The following is an 18,809-nucleotide window of genomic DNA, read 5'->3' on the forward strand; positions in this document are numbered from 1 at the left end:
GAACCGGGCCGCCGCTGTGCTCGGGGTCGCGCTATTCGGCGGCTTCGGCGGCGGCCTCCTCGACTTCCTCGTAGTCGGGTTCGACGCCGGGGTCGTCGGTCACCCACTTGTAGGTGACTTCGCCGTCGGCGTCGAGGACGAAGACGGAGCGCTTCGCGACGGCGTAGCCGAAGCCGGCGAAGTCGTCGTCGACGACGTCGAACGCCTCGATGGCCTCCTTATCGGAGTCGCTCACGAGGTCGAAGTCGAGGTCGTTCTGGTCGCGGAACTCGTTGTTCGCGAAGGGCGTGTCGACGCTGACGCCGTAGACGGTCGCGCCGACGTCCTCGAACGCGCCGAGGTTGTCCCGGAACGTGCACATCTCGTCGGTGCAGACGCCGGTGAACGCGCCGGGGTAGAACGCGAGGACGAGCGGTTCGTCGCCGAGTTCATCGGAGAGCGTGAAGGAGCCAACGTCGCCGTCGGCGAGCGGTGCAGTGAAGTCGGGTGCGTCGTCTCCAACGTCAACCATGGATGGTGGTTCGGCGGCATCGCCCATCATGGTTGCGTTCCCAGCGGAACGGACGGCGAGTGAGTGGCTCGTGGTACCGTTGGTCACTATTCGGCCGCTCGGCCGAGGCCTCCGAACGCGACGCCGAACCCGAAGACGCCGCGTACGGTCCCGTCGGCGTGTCTCCCGACCGAACGCTGGGGGGAGCAAAAAGCCTATAACTGGCAGTTTGCTACGGAAAGGTAGAGATGCTCACCAGTACCCCAGCGTTCCTGGGCGGCATGCCGGGCGGGATGGAGTTGGCGCTCATCCTCCTCATCGCGGTACTGCTGTTCGGTGCGAACAAGATTCCGAAACTCGCGCGTTCGACGGGGCAGGCGATGGGCGAGTTCAAGCGCGGCCGCGAGGAAATCGAGGAAGAACTGCAGGAGGTCCGCGACGGCGGAGCCGACGACTCCGAGGAGAGCGAGGTCGTCACCGAGACCGAGTCCACCGACACCTCGAAGAGCGCGAACTAACCCGCCCGGAAGAGCAACCGTTTTTCATCCCCACTCCCGTAGCCACCGCCACGGGGCGTGTGGCCAAGCGGACACGGCGAGCGGTTCCTAACCGCTAGATCGCGGGTTCGAGTCCCGCCACGCCCGTGCAGCGACAAACGAGCGAGACGAGTGGGGAGCGAACCGGCATGGCGGACTCGCGGCCCTACGAGCCGCGGCGCCGAGCGCCTCGCGCGAACGGGGAGCAAAGCGACCCGTGAGCGGAGCGTGGCGACCGTCTTGTTTCCGGTTCGAGTCCCGCCACGCCCGCTTCTCCGTCGAGCGACGTCCGAATAGCGAGGAGTCGGTCTTCACCGGCGGGAGTCGACGGCCGTCTTCGCCAATAGGTTCATCCGGCGCCGTCGGCTCTAGACACCTATGAGTGACGAGTGTCGCGGGCAGTCGGAGGTGGTGGGCGCTGTCCTGCTGCTCGGCCTGACACTCCTCGTGACGGGCGTCGTGGTCGGGGTTGCGGTTGGGCCGGTCGGAGAGGGCCAACAGCGCGCGGCCACGACGAACGCGGAGGACGTGATGACGCTCTTCGACTCGCGAGCGGCGCTGGTGGCACTCGGCCGTACGGACCGTCAGACGGTGGATCTCGGGAACCCCGGTGAAGGGCAGTACGCCGTCAACGACTCCGCCGGCTGGATCCGCCTCAGACACCTGAACTACTCGGGCGGCGGCAGGACGGCGGACGTCCTGAACGAGACGCTCGGGACGGTGACGTACACGAACGGCGACACGCGGATCGCCTATCAGGGCGGCGGCGTCTGGCGCTCGGACGGACAGGGGACGCCGGTGTTGCTCTCGCCGCCCGAGTTCCACTACCAGTCTCAGACGCTGACGTTACCCGTGGTGGCCGTATCGGACGCGCCGGACGCGAGAACGGGGACGCGGCGCGCGACGATTACGCCGCTCGCCATCAATCGGGCGCGCTATCCGAACCGGTCCACGTTCTATCCGAACGGGTCGCACCGCTACCTGAACCCGATATCGAACGGGACGGTTGTGTTGGACGTCCACAGCCGTTACGCCGAGGGATGGGCGGAGTACTTCCGCGATCAGTCGGACGGGCAGGTGACGGTCCACCCGAACGGGACGGTGAGTCTGGCGCTCGCGACGCCGGGGGCGCAGGGCCAACTCTCGCTCTCGGACGGCCGTATCGCGATGCGCGGTCTCTCGAACGGGCACGCACTCACCGACCTGAACACGACCGTCGCGCCCGGGAAGAGGGAGCGGTTCGCGAGCCTGAAGTGGTCGCTCTACGCGCAGTCGGGGAGCGAGGAGTTCGAAATCGCGGTGCCGACGCAGGGCGGGGGACAGGTGAAGTGCGACGACGGGTCGCCGTCGCAGTCGACGCTCCCGGCGTGGATCTACTACTCGAACGGCCGGACGTACGAGTCGTGGTCGGGGAACTTCTCGGTGCAGTGTGTGAGCGGCGCGCCGGTCCTCGAGATGGACGCGACGGCGAACCGGAGTTTCGAGTACGCATCCGACCCGACCCTGAACTACTTCTCGACCACCGGGTCGTTCGCGGGTGACGTGACGTTCGACGCGCACGACGCCGACGGGACGACGACGTTCTCGGAGGGCGATACGAACGCCTCGCGCTTCCTCGCGCAGCACTACGCGGCGCTCATCAGCGACGACGGGACGCTCACGCTTCGGACGTACGACCAGTCGGGGTCGGTCAGCCTGCGCGAGTCCTCGGCGTACGTTCGCTACGAGACCGGCGGGAACGTCGTCACGTACATTCACGCGACGCGAAACGAGGTCCGCGTCCGCCTCGCCTAGGCGACCCGGACGTGGACGGTCGTCACGGGAACGACGGCCGTCTCCACGCCGCTGAACTCGCAGGTGACGGTGTCGTTCGCGGCGTCGCCGTCGCAGGTCGTGTTGTCGTAGGCGTCGAGGTGGCGTCGCCACGGGTCAGTCCGGGACGTCTGCACCGTGACGGTGACGGTGTCGTTCGTCGCGGTCGTGAGCGTTCGGACGGCGCGATCGCTCGGGGTCGGGACGCGGAAGCGCACGAGCGCGCGCGTCTGGCCGCCGACAGTCGTTCCCACCGGGAAATACGTGTCCACGATGGGGAAGAGCGCGCGTTCGCCCGTCCGGATGCCCGACGGCCGGAGCATCACGCCGCCGGAGCGCTGCGAGCGGATGACCGCGCCCTGCACGTAGACGATGTCCGTGTCGTCGGCGCTGTAGACGATCGGCGTTATCTCCCGCGACACCGAGGCGTTCGGGCCGGCGCTGACGTTCACGGTGACGGGGTCACCGGGGCCGATGCGCGCGTCCGAGAGCTTGATCTCGGTCGCCCGTGCGGGAGCGCCGCGATGGAGGACGTCGTCGGCGTTCGAGTCGAGGACGTCGAACGCGACTTCGGCGTTCGAGAGGCGCTCGGCGTCGCGCGCGTCCTGCAGGCCGGAGAGCCCGGTGGTGTAGACGGCGCCGACGGTGCCGATGATGAGTCCGAAGACGAGGACGAAGCCGACGACGTCGCTGACGCCGCGCTCGCCCGCCTCAAGGCGGAGGTGACGGCCGGGCCGGTCAGCCATCGCGCACCTCCAGTTCGTCGCCGTCGGCGACGACGCGCAGCGAGCCACCGGCGTACGTGGTGTTACGCGCGAGGCCGTGTTCGAGGTGGATGGTGCGCGAGACGGTGACGTCCGCTCTGGGCGCGGTGAGGACGACGCGAACCTCGCCGCCGGCCGGTCCGGGGTCGCCGACGTGGACGGTGTAGGAGCGACCGACGACGCGGGCGGGGAGCGGCGCGTCGACGGCGACGAACCCCGCGTCCGTCTGCGTGAGGAGGCGGTCCGCAGTCGCGAGGTCGTTCGCGAAGCGGTCGCCGATGACTTGGAGTTCGGTGTCGACGGCGCGCTCGCGCTGATCACCGACGAAGCCGGACGCCGCGATGAGGAGGCCGGTGACGACGAGGAGCGCGATGCCGATGTTCAGGACGTAGCCGACGACGGTGGCGACGCCGCGTCGGTCGTCGCGCCCTACATCCGCCATACGACCACCTCCACGTCGACGACGTTGTAGACCCCCGAGTTCGGCGCGGCGTCGGGCGCGAAATACGTGACGTCGCCGACCGCGTCAGGGCTCGCGCCGTCCGACGCGGCGACACGGTCGCCGTCGTAGAGCGTCACGGACCGACTTGCGCTCACGGCGTTCTCAGTCGGTTCGCCGTTGTAGACGAACCGCCGCGTGCGGCGGTCCTCGCCGTTCGCGCCGAGGTAGACGAACCGGACGTTGTACGCGATACCCGTCCCCGCGAACGTCTGGTTCAACCGGTCGAGCAGCGCGAGGTCGCTCGTCGGCCCGCTCCCGACGTAGAAGCCGCGTTCGCCCGACCCGGCGAAGCGCGCGCTCGAGGCGTTCCAGTGGAGGGTGGACTCGCGGAGCGCGGACGATCCGACGGTGGTGAGGACGCCGTGGGCGGCGGCGCGCTCTTGGGTCTCGATGTGCTGGTTCGCCGTCGACGCCGTCAGCGGCGTCACGGCCGTCATCTGGAGCGCGAGCACGATGCTCGTCACGACGAGGAGCGCCGCCGTGACGCCCTCAAGCGTGTGCGCCTGCCCGCGGTCGGAGGACGTCACCAGACGGTCACCCGGAGGTCGGCGTGGTCGCCCTGATAGGTGACGACGCGCCACGCGCCCGACGTCGACGCGGTCGAAGGTGGCGTCGGCCCGCGACTCGCTATCGTCCCGCCGCTCTCGTTCGTGAGTGTGACGTTCGCGTCCATCAGCGGCGGAACGTCGAGTGTCGGGCCGTCGAGGTTCAGGGGTTCGCGGAGCGTGTAGGGGTCGCCCTCGACCGCGAGGTCCTGTTGGACGAGGTCGTCGGCGACGCGGTTCGCGACGACGGGCGCGGACTCCTGACCGCTTGCGAACGGCGTGATGAGGCCGGGGACGAAGGAGAAGGCGAACGCGACCGTGAGCAGGAAGACGCTCGCGCCGACGGCGAAGTCGATGGTGGTCTGGGCTCTCTCACTCATGGCTCTAGATGAAGGTGAAGACGACGAGCGCGACCGTCGGGAGGATGACGGCGAACTTCACGCCGCTGAGGAGGTCGGCGTCGCGGATGTAGCCGGCGATGAACCCCGAGAGGACGCCCTGAATGGTGACGGCGTGGAAGAACATCATGTTCAGCTTCTGGGTGTCGATGCCCCCGCCGAAGCTCATGCTCCCACCGCCCGCCTGCGAGGCCGCCCCGCCGCCCCCGCTCGCCTGCGAGGCGAGGCCCGCCATCACGTCGAGGAAACGCACCTTCAGAATCGCCATGACGGCGAGCAGGGTGAGGTAGGTCATCATGATGATGACGACCTGCATCCGGGTGCGCGACTTGCGCTCGCGCTCGATGTCGTCCTGGTTCTCGGAGGCCTGCGCGGCCGTCGTCAGTACGGCGGATATCTGTGAGGAGGCTTCTTGGGCCTTGCTGACGAGCTTGACGGTGCGCGCGAGGCGCGGAATGTGGTACTTGTTGTTGAACTCGACGAGCGCGTCGCGCAGGCTCGTCCCGTAATTCACCTTCGCGTAGACGATCTTGAACTCCTCGCTGAGCTTCCCCGACGACGTGTCGGAGACGGTCTTGATGGATTCGAGGAGTGTGAGGCCGGTGTCGTTCGCGGAGGAGAGCTTGCGGAGGTCGTCGGAGAGCTTGTTCGTGATGCGGTGGCGCGAGCGCTCGTTCCACTCGCGGAACACGGCGAGCGGGAGGAAGACGAGGTACATCGGGACGTACACCCAGACGAACGTGCCGGCGATGGCCCGCTCCTGCATCCCCTGCAGCGTCGTCGGCGCGGTGCCGGCGGAGACGGCGAGCGCGAGGACGACGACGGAGACGGGGACGGTGAGGCCGAGCGTGTAGAGCGGGTGGCGCTTGAAGAAGAGGTGGGGATGCGTGAACACCCACTTCGCCTCGTGCGTGCCTTCGCGGTCGTAGATGCGCGCGAAGAGCGCGCCGCCGTCCTTGAAGCGCTCGATGAGGCCGAGGTTGAGGAGGCCGGGTTCGCGACTCGTCGTCTCCTCGCCGCCCTCGCCGTCCTGCAGGCGGAGGTAGCCGTCGCCGGGTTCGTCCTCCTTCACGGTGGAGACGAGGACGAGGAAGCCGACGCCGACGAGCGGGATGAGCGCGTAGACCGTCCCGTAGAGGAGGCGGTCCTGTGATTGGCCGAGCATGCTCATGATGACGAGGATGATGATGAGCAGGAGCGGGAACAGCGAGAGCGTCATGAACATCTCGCCGAAGAGCTCGAGCGTGTCGAGCGTGAGCTCCTGTTGCTGTTTCGCCGTCCGCATGTGCTTGTCCTTCTTGTCGGAGAGGAAGCTCGTCATGTCCCCACCGGAGTTGACGATGGAGAGCATGTCGGTGAGGAACTGGCTGAGTTCGTCCGACGGCGTCTCGAGCGAGCGGTTTCGCACCGCCGTCCGGTAATCGGTGTCGAAGTACTGCGTCTCTTGGACGATGCTCCGGAACTCGAGTGCGACCTCGCCGTAGGTGTCGTCGGCTTTCGCCATCGCTTCGAGGATTTCGAGCTGGTTCATGCCGCCCATCGAGAGGGCGTACATGAACGCGACAGCGTCCGGGAGGAGCATGTTGATCTCACGTTTGCGCTCGCCGGCGGTCATGTACGGGATGCCGACGAGGCCGCCGAAGCCGGCGGCGAACCCGATGGTGCCGAAGAAGAGCCCGGTGACGAGGACGAGCGCGGGGACCTTGATGAGGTCCAGGAAGTCCGCGACGGCCTGACTCGGGATGTAGAGGCCGACGAGGTCCTCGGTCGGGATGACGCCGGTCGCGAAGAGCGCCCACCCGGCGAGCGTCCCGAGCGCCCAGAGGGCGAGCCCGACGATGACGCCGACGCCGAGCGCGCGCGAGAGGAACAACTCGACGGTCTCGTCACGACGCGCTTCCGCGAGCTTCGTCTCGACGTCCGCGACGAAGTCGCTCGAGTCGTCGAAGAGCCACTGGAAGACCGGATAGAAGGCCTGTGCGAGGAGGTCGCCGGAGCCGAACGCGGACTCGTTCTCGAGGCTCATTCCGCTCCCTCGTCACCCGTCTCCGTGTCGGCCTCCTCGTCCGTCTCCCCGGTCGGTTCCTCGTCCGTCTCTCCGGTCGGCTCCTCGTCCTCCGCTGCTCCCGTCGCGTCCTCGGTGGTCGCCTCCGTGCTCGCGTCTGCCGCCTCGCCCGCGTCCGTCTCCGCGCTCGCCTCTTCGCCTTCGGCCACCTCTTCGGTTCCCGCCGTCTCCTCGTCCGTCTCGTCGGGCGCTTCTTCGCCCGCGCCTTCGGTGGCCTCGGCGTAGACCTCCTCGATGGTCGGCGTCTCGCCGGTCTCGTCGACGACGACGTCGGCGTCGGCGGCCTCCTGTGCGGCCGCCGTCAACGCGAAGCTGATGTCGGGCGCCTCCTCGCCGCGATACTCCTTGAAGAGGTCGTCCTCGGCGCGCTGGAGGAGGTCGATCGCCTCCTCGTAGACGTCCTCGGTGGGGTCGGGGCGGGGCACCATCGCCTCCTTCTCCGGGTCGACGTCGATGAGGACGGACTCCATCCCGCGCAGGTCGGCGAGGCTCTCCTCGAGGGCGTCGTTCGCTATCAGCGTCAGGATGGTGTCCGGGTCGGCGATGTACGCCTGGAGGGTCGCGGCGACCTGCGTGTACTCGTTCAGGCCGTTCCGGATGAGGTAGGCGAGGACGACGCGGCGCTCGAAGAGCTCGCGCTGGAGCGTCTCGCGCGACCACCCCCGGTCGAACTGTATCTCGTCGAGCGTGTTCGACTCGGTGAGCTGGCGGAACTCGTCGCCCTCGGGCTCCCACTGGAAGACGTCGCTGACGTTGATCTCGTCGTTCTCGGCGTCGTAGCGGTTGATCTCCGTGATGCTCCGGTTCCGACGCACCTTCTTGCCCTGTACGCGCGTCGAGGACTGGATGGAGACGAGGTCGAGCGCGGTGAACAGCGTCTTCGAGACGTTGATGGGCGCGGTCGTGAAGCGCTTGAGGACCTCGCTGACGTTGTCCGCGTGGAACGTCGTGTACGTCGTGTGACCGGTGGACATGACCTGAAAGAGGGTGCGGCCCTCCTCGCCGCGCACCTCGCCCATGACGATGTAGTCGGGGCGCTGGCGGAGCGCGGCCTCCAGCAGGTCGAACTCGTCGATGTCGCCCTTCTCGTCCTCGCCGAAACTCGGGCGCGTGACGGACGCCACCCAGTTGCGCTGGGGGAGTTCGACCTCGCGGGTGTCCTCGATGGAGACGATCTTCGCGTTGCTCGGGATGAACAGCGAGACGGCGTTCAGGCTCGTCGTCTTCCCCGACGCGGTGCCGCCCGCGAAGATGAGGCTCTTGTTGTTCTCGATGCAGAGCCAGAGGTACGCCATCTCCTCGAGGGAGAACGTCTTCCAGTTGATGAGGTCGACCGGCGTGAAGGGGACGTCCTTGAACTGGCGGATGGTGTAGTTCGTCCCGTGGTCGGACACTTCGCGGCCGAGCGTGAGCTGTGCGCGCGAACCGTCCGGGAGCGTCGCGTCCACCTGCGGCTGGCGTTTCGAAATCCCCTTCCCGGAGCGCTGGGCGAGTTTCACGACGAAGTCGTCGAGGCTCTGCGTGCCGTGGTAGACGTTCGTGATGAGCTGCTCGTAGTCGGAGTGATACGCGAACACCGGGGACTCGTAGCCGTCACAGGAGATGTCCTCGACGTTCACGTCGTGCTTGATGCCGTCGATGCGCTCGTAGCCGATGAAGTCGCGCTTGAGGTAGTAGAGGAGCTTCTCGACCTGATACTGCGTGAGCGTCTGCGCGTCCTCCTCGAGGACGGCGGGTTCGGGGCGGGCGGCGATACCGTCGAGTCGGTCGGTCGTCGACTCCTCGCTCGCCCCCGCTTCGCCCTCGCCCTCGCCGGTGAACTGCTCGACGGCCTGCCGGAGTTGGTCGACGAACGACACCTCACCACGAACGTCGCCGCTGTAGATGTCGTAGCGCTCGAGGAGTTCGCGGGTCTCGCGCTCGATGACGTCGCGGCGCTCGCGCTCGCTCCCCTCGGCGGCGACGTCGTCGCTCGCGTACTTGATCGCGGTGCGTAGCTTCCCGGTCAGGAACTCCTGGAGGTCGTCCTCCAGTTGGTTCTGGTAGGGCTCGACGAGGTAGTACTTCATCTCGTTCTCCTTATCGGAGTGGAAGATGACGACGAACGCGTAGGGCTTGTTCACCCAGTAGCGCTCGACCTCGGCGAAGTGGGACTTCTTCTCGAGTGCGACCTCCTTCTCGAGGTCGTAGCGGTTCGCCATCGTGGTGGTCCCGTGCACGTCGCTGAAGAACTCGTCCTCGTCCTCGTAGGAGAGGTCGAGGGTGCGTTCCTCGACGACGTCGTCGCCGGTGTCGGCGATTTCGCCGCCGCGCGAGAGGAATCCCGGGAGGTCGTCGGGGTCGAAGCCGAGGTACTCCTCGGGGTCGAACGGGACGACGTTCTCCTCGTCGTCGGTCGGCGGCTCGCCCTCCTCGTCGTAGTAGTACTCGTCCTTGAAGTCCTCCCACGTGTACTCGCCCTTGACGACCGCCGGCCCCGTTTCCTCGGGCTCGCTCTCGGGGGCGTCGGCCTCGGGCGTCGCGGAGGACGCGCCGTCGACGCCCTCCGGGTCGGCCGGTTGCTCGGCGTCCCCGGCGGCGTCGTCGGCTTGGTCCGTGGACATCGTCCCCTGATTCGCACAGCAGTCTGAAAAACACTTGTGGCCGAGTCGAGCGTCGATACGTCGCCGCCGGCGGCCGAGATAGCGGACGGCTGTGCCACTTCGTCAGTTCTTAACCGCTCGCGCCCGCTCGTACGTGTATGGATGACGTTTTCATCGCTCGTGTGATGTCCGCCGGCGTCACGACCGTCTCCCCGGAGACGTCGGTCGAGGAGGCCGCACAGAAGATGCTCTCGGAGGACATCGGTTCGGTGGTCGTCGTCGACGACGAGGACGAACTGCTGGGAATCCTCACGACGACGGACTTCGTCCGCATCGTCGCCGAGCGCCAGCCGAAAGACAACTCGACCGTCTCCGAGTTCATGACGCGCGACGTCGAGACGGCGGGCGCCCAGGACCTCGTCGTGGACGTCGCGGCGCGCCTCGTCGAGGAGCGCATCCACCACATGCCGGTGGTCGACGAGGACGACCACGTCATCGGGATGGTGACGACGACCGACCTCACGTCCTACGTCTCGACGCTCGACGAGCACGACGCCGAGTAAGTAGACGGTCGTCCACCGACCCTAGGTTTTTGGTAACGCATCACATAGCGTGTGGTATGGCAACGAGCGCACTCAGACCGGTGACGACGGAGGACGGCGAATCGGCGTACGTCGACCCGGAGGACTCCACGGACGGCTCGCACGGGCCGTTCGTCGCGCTCTACCGCGACCCCGAGCGCCGCGTCCGCTACGGCTGGCTCTGCACGAACTGCGGCGGGAGCGACACGACCATGGACACGATGGGTCGCGTCGAGTGCCGGGGCTGCGGGAACCGGCGCAAGCCCACGAGCTGGGACGCCGGCTACCTGTAGGAAGCCCTACGGCACGCGCGCCCGAAGCACCGGGGTGACCACGACACGTCGCCGGAGGGGACGGTGAGCGTCCCCGACGCACCGAGCCGCCCGCTCACGCACGTCTACGACGCCGCCTACGCGGGCGTACCGAACTGGGACATCGGCCGCCCGCAGCGGCCGTTCGTCCGTCTCGCCGAGGCCGGCCTCGTCCGCGGGCCCGTCCTCGACGTCGGCTGTGGCACCGGCGAACTCGCGCTCTTCCTCGCCCGTCGCGGCCTCGACGTCCTCGGTATCGACCTCTCCGCGCGCGCCGTGGCGCAGGCCCGCGAGAAGGCGCGCTGGCGCCGCGTCCCCGCGCAGTTCCTCGCGTGGGACGCCCTCCGCCTCCCGGCGCTCGCCGACGCGGGCTTCGCCTTCGAGACGGTCGTCGACTCCGCGATGTTCCACGTCCTCGGCGACGCCGAGCGCGACCGCTTCGTCGCCGGCCTCGAACGCGTCCTGCGCCCCGGCAGGTGGTACTCCCTCCTCGGGGACGCGCGCCGTGACCCGAGCGCGACGTACGGCGTCTCGCCCGACGAGCTCCGCGAGCGCTTCGAGCGCCGGCGCGACGGCTGGACGGTCGAGTTCGTCGCCGAAACGGCGTTCGAGCGGCGGTGGAGTCGGAACCCCGCGTACGTCGCGGGCCTCCGGCGTCAGCCCGCATAGGCGTCGAACTCGACGCCGCGCAACGCGTAGTAGCCGACGCCGCAGACGCCGACCGCGGACGCGAGCGTGAACGCGAGCACCGGGTCACTGGCGTAGATGGCGCCGCCGAGCGCCGCGCTCGGGATGCCGATGACGTTCCGGACGAGGTAGTACGAGCCCGTGACGCGCCCGCCCTCGTCCGCCGCGGCGGGCCCGACGATCATCGCTTTGTGCGCGGGGAGGCCCGCGAAACGCAGGCCGGAGAACGCGAAGAGCGCGACGAGCACCCACGCGTCGGCGGGCGCGTTGATGAGCATCACGGGGAAGAGGGCGTAGACGGCGAACCCGAGCGTGATGACGGGTTTGAGGCCGACGCGTTCGGCGAACCGGGACACCGGGAGCATCGCGACGAGCGCCACCAACATCTCGACGCCGAGGAGCACGCCGAAGAACGCCGCCGGGGAGAGCGAGACGCCGAACGCGCGAACCCCGACGTCGAGGTAGTCGGTGACGACGACGACGAAGAAGACGTACGCCATCCCGTTCGCGAACCGGACGAGGACGTCCGCGACGAGGAGCGGCCGGAGTTCGGCGGGGAGCGCGCGGAGGTCCGCGAGCACCTGCCCCACCCCCTCGAAGGGCTTCCCGATGCTGTCGCCGCTCGCGTCGTAGTAGACGTGCTGGACGAGCGTCCCGACGACGGCGACGGCGACGGCGACGGCGAGCACCCACCGGAAGCCGGTCTCGAAGTCGACGGCGAGCGCGAGCAGGCCGGCGGCGAGCAGCGGACCGAGGAGGAAGCCGATTCGCCGGAACGTCTCCGTGCTCGCGAACCCGGCCGCGAGCTCTCCGGGCGCGGTGCGTTGTTTCACGACCGCGAACGTCGCGCCCAGCCCGAAGGACTTCCACGCCTGCGTCAGCAGGAGTCCGACGAACAACCACGTCCACACCGGGAGCGCGAACGTGCCGAGCGAGAGCCGCCCGAGCGCCGGCGCGAGCAACCAGAGGAGGAAGCCGAGCGCGGAGCAGAAGCCGAAGGCGGTGAGCGCGCGCCGCGAGCCGAGGCGGTCCGAGAGCGCGCCGCCCGGATACGGATAGAGCGCGCTGATGAGGTTGCCGAGGCTCCCGTAGAGCCCGATGACGCCCGCGCCCGCGCCGAGCACGCGGAGGTACTCGGGGACGTAGCGGCCCGTCATCTGGAACGCGAGGCTGAACGCGAACATCGCCACGGAGAGCACGAGCACGTCGCGCGGGAGCGACGCCACCTGTCTGAACGGTGCGAGCGGGTCGACGCGCTCCTCGTCGGACATTGGGTGTACCCTCACGGGCGTCCGCCAAGAGCGTTTCCCGCCCACCGGCCGACGGCCGACGCGCCCGCCCGGACGCGGCGACGCGGGGGGAACGTTTAGGCGGGCGGCGCGAGTCGACACGGACGACATGACGGACCTCGAAGTCACCAGCGTCTCGGAGGCCGGCTACGTCACGAAGTCCCGCGTCGGCGACTTCCAACTCACCGTCGACGCCACCGACGAGGCCGGCCCGAACCCGAACGGCGTGCTCCTCGCGGACTACGCCTCCTGCTACGTGCCCGCGCTCCGCGTCGCCGCCAAGCAGCGCGGCCACGACGACCTCGGGCGCGTCGAAATCGACGTCGAGGGCGACCTCGACGCGGACGACGACCTCGAAGCCATCCGCTTCCACGTCCGCGTCGAGGCCGCCATCGAGGACGACGACCTCGCCGAGATAACCGAGCGCGGGACGGAGATCTGCCACGTCCACTCCGCGCTCCGCGAGGGACTCCACGCCGAAATCACCTCCGAAGGCGACGCCGTCTGAGGGGAGCGGTCACCGCAGGGCAAGAGACAAACCACCCACGGCCCTACCGTGGAGTATGGCAGACTGGAAGGACCGCGTCGTCGGCGAGCGTATGAGCATCGACGACGAGTTCGGTGAGCAAGTGGAGGCATCTTCGTTCTCGCGCCAGCAGTGGGGACTCATCATGACGGCGACCGAGTTCCACATCGAGCAACCCGAGGACGCCGAGTCGGCGCGACTCGTCGCGGACACCGGGAAACTCCCGCAGGTGATGAGCGAGATCGACAACGTGGAGAAACAGATGGCGTCGATGGGCGCGGGCGGCGCCGGCAGCACGTCCTCCGGCGAGGGGTTCCTCGGCGGCATCAAGCGCGCGCTCGGCTTCGGCGGCCGCGACGAACGCTACGAGGAAGCGGAGGAACTCGTCCAGGAGTACGCCGACCAGCTACAGGAGCGACTCAAGGAGAACGAGCGGTGGCAGGAAGTCTGTCGCGTCGCCGCGAACACCGAGGAGTAGATTACTCGACGTCGCCGCCGTGGAAGATGGTGAGTTCTTCGGCCTCGTAGATGTCGATGAGTTCGTTGACGATCTCGTCGTAGGACTGGTCCTCGGTCCGGAGGTCGTCGAGGCGCTCGATGGTCGCCTCGTCGAAGTGGACTTTCGGCATACCCGGTGGGAGGCGTCCGAGGGTGATAAATCGCGGGGCCGCGCGACGGCGGCGGCGCGGACCGCCCGCGAAGCATTGATGCCCGTGGCCGCGCGAGCAGGCGTATGAGCGACGGGTTCAGTCTCGACCTGCGGAACGCCGAGGAGCAGATCGACGAGTGGGAGGCGGCGGACGGCGTCGAGGGCGTCGTCCTCGGCGTGCTCGACGGCGAGACGCCCGACGAGGAGTGGCTCGAGGAACTCGCCGCCGGGAAGGTGCTCGTCCTCGCCGTCCACGGCGAGCTGAACGAGCGCGCCGCCGGATTCGCCGGCCCCGCGAAGGACGCGGGCGCGACGCTGATGCATTTCCGTGGGTTCCTCGTCGCCGCGCCCGCCGGGGTCTCGCTCGACACCTCGCGGCTCTGAGCGCCCCGGCGGAGCCGTAGCTTTACTGTTCGCCGCCGCGACGTCGCGGACATGAACGAGAAGCGACTCGTCGTCGCCTGCTTCGGCCTCCTCGTCGCCGTCGTCCTCGGCGCCCTCGCCTACCAGTTCGTCGCCCCGCTCACCGTCTCCGTCTTCCTCTACTACTCGACGCGGCGCTACCACAAGTCACTCCGCCGACTCCACCTCCCCTCGCGCGTGCGCGCAGTCGTCGTCCTCGCCTCGCTCGCCGTCCCGCTCGTCCTCCTCGTCAGTTACGCGGTCGTCCTCCTCGCCGTCGAGGCGCGCCACTTCGCCGCCCAGTACGCGCTCGTCGAACTCGCCTCCCAGAACCTCGCGTGGTTCGGCGGCGTCGAGAAGATCCCCGAGTTCACCCCGCACGGCCTCTACGCGGCGTATCAGGCCGGCGACCTCGACCCCTTCATCGAGTTCGCGTCCGCGCACGCGTCCTTCCTGACGTCGCTCGTCTCGAACTTCTTCCTCAACCTCTTCATCGTCATCATCGTCACCTACTACCTCCTCGTGGACGGCGACCGCATCCGGGCGTGGCTCCTGCGCTTCGACGACGACGCCATCCTCCGCGAGTACCTCGAAGCCGTCGACGAGGAACTCGAAGCCGTCCTCTTCGGCAACCTCCTGAACGTCATCGCCATCGCGCTCATCGCCATCACCGCGTTCCAAGCGTACAACGCCGTCGCGCCCGCGCCCGTCGAGGTGCCGTATCCGACGCTCGTCGGCACGCTCACCGGAATCGCGAGCCTCGTCCCCGTCGTCGGGATGAAGATCGTCTACGTGCCCGCCGCGCTCGTCGCCGCGCTCCCCGTCCTCCTCGGCGGCGACACCTCGCTCCTCGTCTACGTCGCGGGCTTCCTCGCGGTCGCAGTCGTCGTCGTCGACACCATCCCCGACCTCCTCCTGCGCCCGATCCTCAGCGGCGAGAACACCCACGTCGGCCTCCTGATGCTCGCGTACACCCTCGGGCCGGTCGTCCTCGGGTTCTACGGGCTCTTCTTCGCGCCCATCGCGCTCGTCGTCGGGTTGACGTTCGCGCACACCGCGCTCCCGCGCCTGCTCGGCGCGGACGCCGACCCCGAACCCGGCTTCGCGGCGAACCAGCGGCGCCTCGACGAGTTCTGAGGGCGCGCGCCGTCGCCGACGCGCCCACACCCCCGGCCCCGGTTTCGCCCACCTTTTTGCGCTCGCCCACGAACCATCGGGTATGAGTGACGTAGCGGACGTTTCACGGCGGAAAGCGTGGCTGATGGCCATGCGACCGCACACGTTCCCCGCCGGCGTCGCGCCCGTCGTCGTCGGCGTCGGCGTGGCGCTCGCCGAGGGCGTGTTCGCGCACCTGCCGGCGCTCGCCGCGCTCGTCGGCGCGCTCCTGATCCAGATCGGCGCGAACTTCGCGAACGACTACTACGACGCGATGAAGGGCGCGGACACCGACGAGCGCGAGGGGTTCACGCGCGTCACGCAGGCCGGCCTCATCGATCCCGCGTCGGTGAAGCGCGCGATGTACCTCGCCTTCCTCGCGGCAATCGTCGTCGGCTGCTACCTCGTCTACGTCGGCGGTCTCCCCATCGTCGTCGTCGGCCTCGCGAGCATCGCCGCCGGCATCGCCTACACGGGCGGCCCCTTCCCCTTCGGCTACCACGGCCTCGGCGACGTCTTCGTCTTCCTGTTCTTCGGCGTCGTCGCCGTCGTCGGGACCGTCTACGTACAGGCCGCCGCGTACGCGCCCGCGCTCCCGCTGACGCCGCCGCCGGGCACCGTCCCGCTCGTCGCCGTCGTCGCGTCCGTCGGCGTCGCCGCCATCTCCACGAACATCCTCGTCGTGAACAACCTCCGCGACGTCGACACCGACGAAAAGGCCGGCAAGCGCACGCTCGCCGTCCGCGTCGGACGGACGTGGACGCGCGTCGAGTACGTCGCGCTCTACGCGCTCGCCTACGCCGTCCCCGTCTGGTTCCTCACGCGGCCGGGCTTCGGGCTCGCGGCGCTCCTCCCGCTCGCCTCGCTCCCGCTCGCCGTCACCGTGACGCGGACGGTGCTCCGCCACGACGACGCCGACCACCTCGACCCCGCGCTCACGCGCACCGGCCAGACGCTCGCGCTCTACTCCGCGCTCCTCGCCGTCGGCCTCGCGCTGTGAGCGTGCGCGTCGACCCCTACGCCCTCGCCCTCGCCACGCCGCTCGCGACCGCACACGGCACGATTTCGGAGCGTCGGGGCTTCCTCGTCACCGTCGAGCGCGACGGCGTTCGGGGGGTCGGCGAGGCCGCACCGCTCCCCGACTGGACCGAGTCGTACGACGCGTGTCGCGACGCGCTCCGCTCCCTCGACGGCGATGCGTCCCCCACGGACGCGCGCCGCTCCCTCGACGGCACGCCCGCCGCGCGCCACGCCGTCGCGCTCGCCGACCTCGACGCGGACGCCCGCGAGCGCGGCGTCCCGCTCTACCGCGCCCTCGGCGGCGACGGAGCCGTCGAGTCGGTGCCGGTGAACGCGACCGTCGGCGACGCCCCGCCCGAGGGGACGGCCGAACGCGTCCGCGCGGCCGTCGATGCCGGCTTCCGCTGCGTGAAAGTGAAGGTCGGCGTACGCGCTCTCGACGCCGATATCGAGCGCCTCAGAGCCGTCCGCGACGCCGCGCCCGACGTAACGCTCCGCGTCGACGCCAACGAAGCGTGGACGCGGGCGGAGGGAGCGCGCGCCCTCGGTATTTTCGAGGGGCTCGACGTCGCGCTCGTCGAACAACCGCTCGACGCCGCCGATCTGGCGGGGCACGCGGCGCTGCGTGGGCGCGGTGTCGACGTCGCGCTGGACGAATCGGTCGCCGCGTGCGGCCTCGGGGCGGTGCTCGACGCCGACGCCGCGGACGCCGTCGTCCTGAAGCCGATGGCGTGTGGCGGCCCCGACCGGGCGGTGGCCGCCGGCCGCCGAGCACGCGACGCGGGCGTCGACCCCATCGTCACGACGACCTACGACGCCGTCCACGCCCGCACTGCCGCCGTCCACGTCGCCGCCGCGCTCGCGCCGCTCCGCGCGTGCGGGCTCGCCACCGCCGACGCGCTCGAAGCCGACCTCGCGGCCGATCCCGCGCCCGTCGAGTCGGGACGCGTCCGCGTCCCACAGGGAAAGGGCAATGGCGTCCCCGCCCCTCCCCGAGAGTGATGCGCGACATCCTCGCCACGCGGGCGCGGGCGTCCCCGGACACCCCCGCGCTCGTCGACGACGGCCGCGGCCGCGAGTGGACGTACGCGGAACTCGACGCCGCCGTCGAGACGACCGCCGGTCGCCTCGCCGCACTCGGCGTCGAGCGGGGCGACCACGTCGGCGTCCTCATGGAGACGCGCCCCGCGTTCGTCCGCCTCGCGTTCGCCCTCCAGCGCCTCGGCGCGGTCCTCGTCCCGTTGAACGCACGGCTCGCGCCCGCCGAACTGCGGTTCCAGCGCGAGCGCAGCGACCTCGTCCTCCTCGTCTGCGACGCCGACACCGAGGACGACGCCCTCGACGCCGCCGGACCGACGCCGGTCGTCACCGTCGACGACCCCGACGGCTCGGCTGTCGCCGCCCTCGACGAACAGGACGAATCGGCCGTCGACGCGGTCGAGTGGGGCCGCGACGACACGCTCGCGCTCATGTTCACCTCCGGCACCACCGGCGACCCGAAGCCCGTCCGACTCACGTTCGGGAACGTCGTCTCCGCCGCCACCGCGAGCGCGTTCACCCTCGGCGTCCTCCCCGGTGACCGCTGGCTCCTCTGTCTCTCCATGTACCACATGGGCGGGCTCTCCGTCCCCCTGCGCTGTGCGCTCTACGGGACGACGTGCGTCCTCCAGCGCGGCTTCGACGCCGACGACGCCCTCCGCGCGCTCGCCGAGCACGACTGCGCGGGCGTCTCCGTCGTCCCGACGATGCTCCGACGGATGCTCCGCGCCGAGCGCGACTTCCCGGACGTCCGCTTCGTGCTCTGCGGGGGCGCGCCGACGCCCGCCGAACTCGTCGCCGCCTGCGAGCGCGCGAGCGTCCCCGTCCACCCCTCCTACGGGATGACCGAAGCCACCTCGCAGATCGCCACCGCGCGCCCCGCCGAGGCGTTCGCGAACCCCGGAACGGTCGGCCGCCCCGTCTTCGGGACGACCGTCACCGTCGTCGACGACGCCGACGACCCCGTTCCGGCCGGTGAGACGGGCGAACTCTGCGTGTCGGGGCCGACCATCACGCCCGGCTACTACGACGCGCCCGAGGCGAACGCCGACGCCTTCGGCCCGCACGGCCTCCGCACGGGCGACGTCGGCTACCGCGACGAGGGCGGCCGCCTCTACGTGCTGAACCGGCGCTCGGACCGCATCATCACGGGCGGCGAGAACGTCGACCCCGGGCGGGTCGCGGACGCGACGCGCGAGCATCCCGCCGTCGAGGACGTCGCCGTCGTCGGCCTCAAGGACGACGAGTGGGGCGAGCGCGTCGCCGCGCTCGTCGTGCCCGACGCGGACGCCGACCTCTCGCGGGACGCCCTCGCGGCGCACTGGGCCGAGCGCCTCGCGGGCTTCGAGCGCCCGCGCACCGTCGCCGTCGTCGACTCCCTCCCGCGCACGCCTTCGGGGACGGTGGACCGCGCCGCCGCCCGCGAGCGCGTCGCGCGCGCCTCCGAGGAGGAGTGA

At 69.6% G+C, this 18,809-nt stretch carries 21 protein-coding genes and 1 tRNA gene; 13 read left to right on the forward strand and 9 right to left on the reverse strand.

All coding sequences use genetic code 11. The features are described 5' to 3' along the window. Positions 1-31 precede the first annotated feature (31 nt). The gene (locus IEY12_RS01130) at positions 32-511 is read right to left on the reverse strand and encodes a redoxin domain-containing protein (protein WP_188876714.1); all 480 of its coding nucleotides are present in this window, start codon (positions 509-511) and stop codon (positions 32-34) included. Between the two features lie 227 nt (positions 512-738). Between IEY12_RS01130 and tatA the strand changes: the two genes are divergently transcribed. The 3 genes from tatA (at position 739) to IEY12_RS01145 (ending at position 2,820) form a co-directional block, all read left to right on the forward strand. Continuing rightward, positions 739-1,008 carry a twin-arginine translocase TatA/TatE family subunit gene (tatA, locus tag IEY12_RS01135; RefSeq protein ID WP_229870823.1) on the forward strand — a complete coding sequence of 90 codons (270 nt, stop codon included), beginning with the start codon at positions 739-741 and terminating at the stop codon, positions 1,006-1,008. A gap of 53 nt (positions 1,009-1,061) precedes the next feature. Beyond that, positions 1,062-1,134: transfer RNA gene (locus tag IEY12_RS01140), tRNA-Arg, on the forward strand. Between the two features lie 270 nt (positions 1,135-1,404). After that, positions 1,405-2,820 carry a DUF7289 family protein gene (locus IEY12_RS01145; RefSeq protein ID WP_188876716.1) on the forward strand — a complete coding sequence of 472 codons (1,416 nt, stop codon included), beginning with the start codon at positions 1,405-1,407 and terminating at the stop codon, positions 2,818-2,820. Here IEY12_RS01145 and IEY12_RS01150 read toward each other — a convergent pair. Genes IEY12_RS01150 through IEY12_RS01175 form a run of 6 tightly spaced genes read right to left on the reverse strand, consistent with a single transcriptional unit; the run spans position 2,817 to position 9,715 of the window. Then, positions 2,817-3,584, reverse strand: a complete 768-nt coding sequence (locus IEY12_RS01150; RefSeq protein WP_188876718.1) for a DUF7289 family protein — start codon at positions 3,582-3,584, stop codon at positions 2,817-2,819. The genes IEY12_RS01145 and IEY12_RS01150 overlap by 4 nt on opposite strands. Then, entirely contained in the window at positions 3,577-4,044 is a 468-nt protein-coding gene (locus tag IEY12_RS01155) for a DUF7266 family protein (protein WP_188876720.1), read from the reverse strand. Before IEY12_RS01155 ends, IEY12_RS01150 begins: the two co-directional genes overlap by 8 nt. Then, positions 4,032-4,631, reverse strand: a complete 600-nt coding sequence (locus IEY12_RS01160) for a DUF7288 family protein (protein WP_188876722.1) — start codon at positions 4,629-4,631, stop codon at positions 4,032-4,034. Before IEY12_RS01160 ends, IEY12_RS01155 begins: the two co-directional genes overlap by 13 nt. Further along, positions 4,628-5,029 (reverse strand): DUF7287 family protein, encoded by a 402-nt coding sequence (locus IEY12_RS01165; RefSeq protein WP_188876724.1) that lies wholly within the window; start codon positions 5,027-5,029, stop codon positions 4,628-4,630. The genes IEY12_RS01160 and IEY12_RS01165 overlap by 4 nt, the downstream gene beginning before the upstream one ends. Before the next feature lie 4 nt (positions 5,030-5,033). Then, entirely contained in the window at positions 5,034-7,073 is a 2,040-nt protein-coding gene (locus tag IEY12_RS01170; protein WP_188876726.1) for a type II secretion system F family protein, read from the reverse strand. Then, positions 7,070-9,715 (reverse strand): type II/IV secretion system ATPase subunit, encoded by a 2,646-nt coding sequence (locus tag IEY12_RS01175; protein WP_188876728.1) that lies wholly within the window; start codon positions 9,713-9,715, stop codon positions 7,070-7,072. Before IEY12_RS01175 ends, IEY12_RS01170 begins: the two co-directional genes overlap by 4 nt. 137 nt (positions 9,716-9,852) lie before the next feature. Between IEY12_RS01175 and IEY12_RS01180 the strand changes: the two genes are divergently transcribed. The 3 genes from IEY12_RS01180 to IEY12_RS01190 all read left to right on the forward strand — a co-directional run bounded on the left by IEY12_RS01180 (position 9,853) and on the right by IEY12_RS01190 (position 11,255). Beyond that, positions 9,853-10,257, forward strand: coding sequence for a CBS domain-containing protein (locus tag IEY12_RS01180; protein ID WP_188876730.1), 405 nt, complete (start codon positions 9,853-9,855; stop codon positions 10,255-10,257). A gap of 56 nt (positions 10,258-10,313) precedes the next feature. Beyond that, positions 10,314-10,568, forward strand: coding sequence for a DUF5816 domain-containing protein (locus IEY12_RS01185; protein WP_188876732.1), 255 nt, complete (start codon positions 10,314-10,316; stop codon positions 10,566-10,568). A gap of 63 nt (positions 10,569-10,631) precedes the next feature. Then, positions 10,632-11,255: a class I SAM-dependent methyltransferase gene (locus IEY12_RS01190; protein ID WP_188876734.1), complete on the forward strand. Its 624-nt coding sequence runs from the start codon at positions 10,632-10,634 to the stop codon at positions 11,253-11,255. Here the strand turns inward: IEY12_RS01190 and IEY12_RS01195 are convergent. Continuing rightward, positions 11,243-12,544 (reverse strand): MFS transporter, encoded by a 1,302-nt coding sequence (locus IEY12_RS01195; protein ID WP_188876744.1) that lies wholly within the window; start codon positions 12,542-12,544, stop codon positions 11,243-11,245. The genes IEY12_RS01190 and IEY12_RS01195 overlap by 13 nt on opposite strands. 127 nt (positions 12,545-12,671) lie before the next feature. Between IEY12_RS01195 and IEY12_RS01200 the strand changes: the two genes are divergently transcribed. Both IEY12_RS01200 and IEY12_RS01205 read left to right on the forward strand, forming a co-directional pair. Further along, positions 12,672-13,070 carry an OsmC family protein gene (locus IEY12_RS01200; RefSeq protein ID WP_188876774.1) on the forward strand — a complete coding sequence of 133 codons (399 nt, stop codon included), beginning with the start codon at positions 12,672-12,674 and terminating at the stop codon, positions 13,068-13,070. A gap of 55 nt (positions 13,071-13,125) precedes the next feature. After that, complete coding sequence (locus tag IEY12_RS01205; RefSeq protein ID WP_188876794.1) at positions 13,126-13,566, forward strand: DUF5799 family protein; 441 nt, start codon at positions 13,126-13,128, stop codon at positions 13,564-13,566. A 1-nt stretch (position 13,567) separates the two neighbouring features. Here the strand turns inward: IEY12_RS01205 and IEY12_RS01210 are convergent, their stop codons facing one another. Next, positions 13,568-13,717 (reverse strand): DUF7557 family protein, encoded by a 150-nt coding sequence (locus tag IEY12_RS01210; RefSeq protein ID WP_176969860.1) that lies wholly within the window; start codon positions 13,715-13,717, stop codon positions 13,568-13,570. 104 nt (positions 13,718-13,821) lie between these two features. Here IEY12_RS01210 and IEY12_RS01215 point away from each other — a divergent pair, with 104 nt between their 5' ends. From IEY12_RS01215 to IEY12_RS01235, 5 genes are all read left to right on the forward strand, one after another. After that, positions 13,822-14,121, forward strand: a complete 300-nt coding sequence (locus tag IEY12_RS01215) for a DUF5779 family protein (RefSeq protein ID WP_123076286.1) — start codon at positions 13,822-13,824, stop codon at positions 14,119-14,121. A 51-nt stretch (positions 14,122-14,172) separates the two neighbouring features. Further along, positions 14,173-15,276, forward strand: a complete 1,104-nt coding sequence (locus tag IEY12_RS01220) for an AI-2E family transporter (protein WP_188876808.1) — start codon at positions 14,173-14,175, stop codon at positions 15,274-15,276. 82 nt (positions 15,277-15,358) lie between these two features. Beyond that, positions 15,359-16,294 (forward strand): 1,4-dihydroxy-2-naphthoate polyprenyltransferase, encoded by a 936-nt coding sequence (locus IEY12_RS01225; protein ID WP_188876826.1) that lies wholly within the window; start codon positions 15,359-15,361, stop codon positions 16,292-16,294. Positions 16,295-16,296: 2 nt separating this feature from the next. Next, entirely contained in the window at positions 16,297-17,316 is a 1,020-nt protein-coding gene (locus IEY12_RS01230; RefSeq protein ID WP_188880327.1) for a mandelate racemase/muconate lactonizing enzyme family protein, read from the forward strand. Further along, positions 17,316-18,809 carry a class I adenylate-forming enzyme family protein gene (locus IEY12_RS01235; RefSeq protein ID WP_188876836.1) on the forward strand — a complete coding sequence of 498 codons (1,494 nt, stop codon included), beginning with the start codon at positions 17,316-17,318 and terminating at the stop codon, positions 18,807-18,809. The genes IEY12_RS01230 and IEY12_RS01235 overlap by 1 nt, the downstream gene beginning before the upstream one ends.

Origin of the sequence: Halarchaeum grantii, from assembly GCF_014647455.2 — an archaeon.
GTDB classification, from domain to species: domain Archaea; phylum Halobacteriota; class Halobacteria; order Halobacteriales; family Halobacteriaceae; genus Halarchaeum; species Halarchaeum grantii.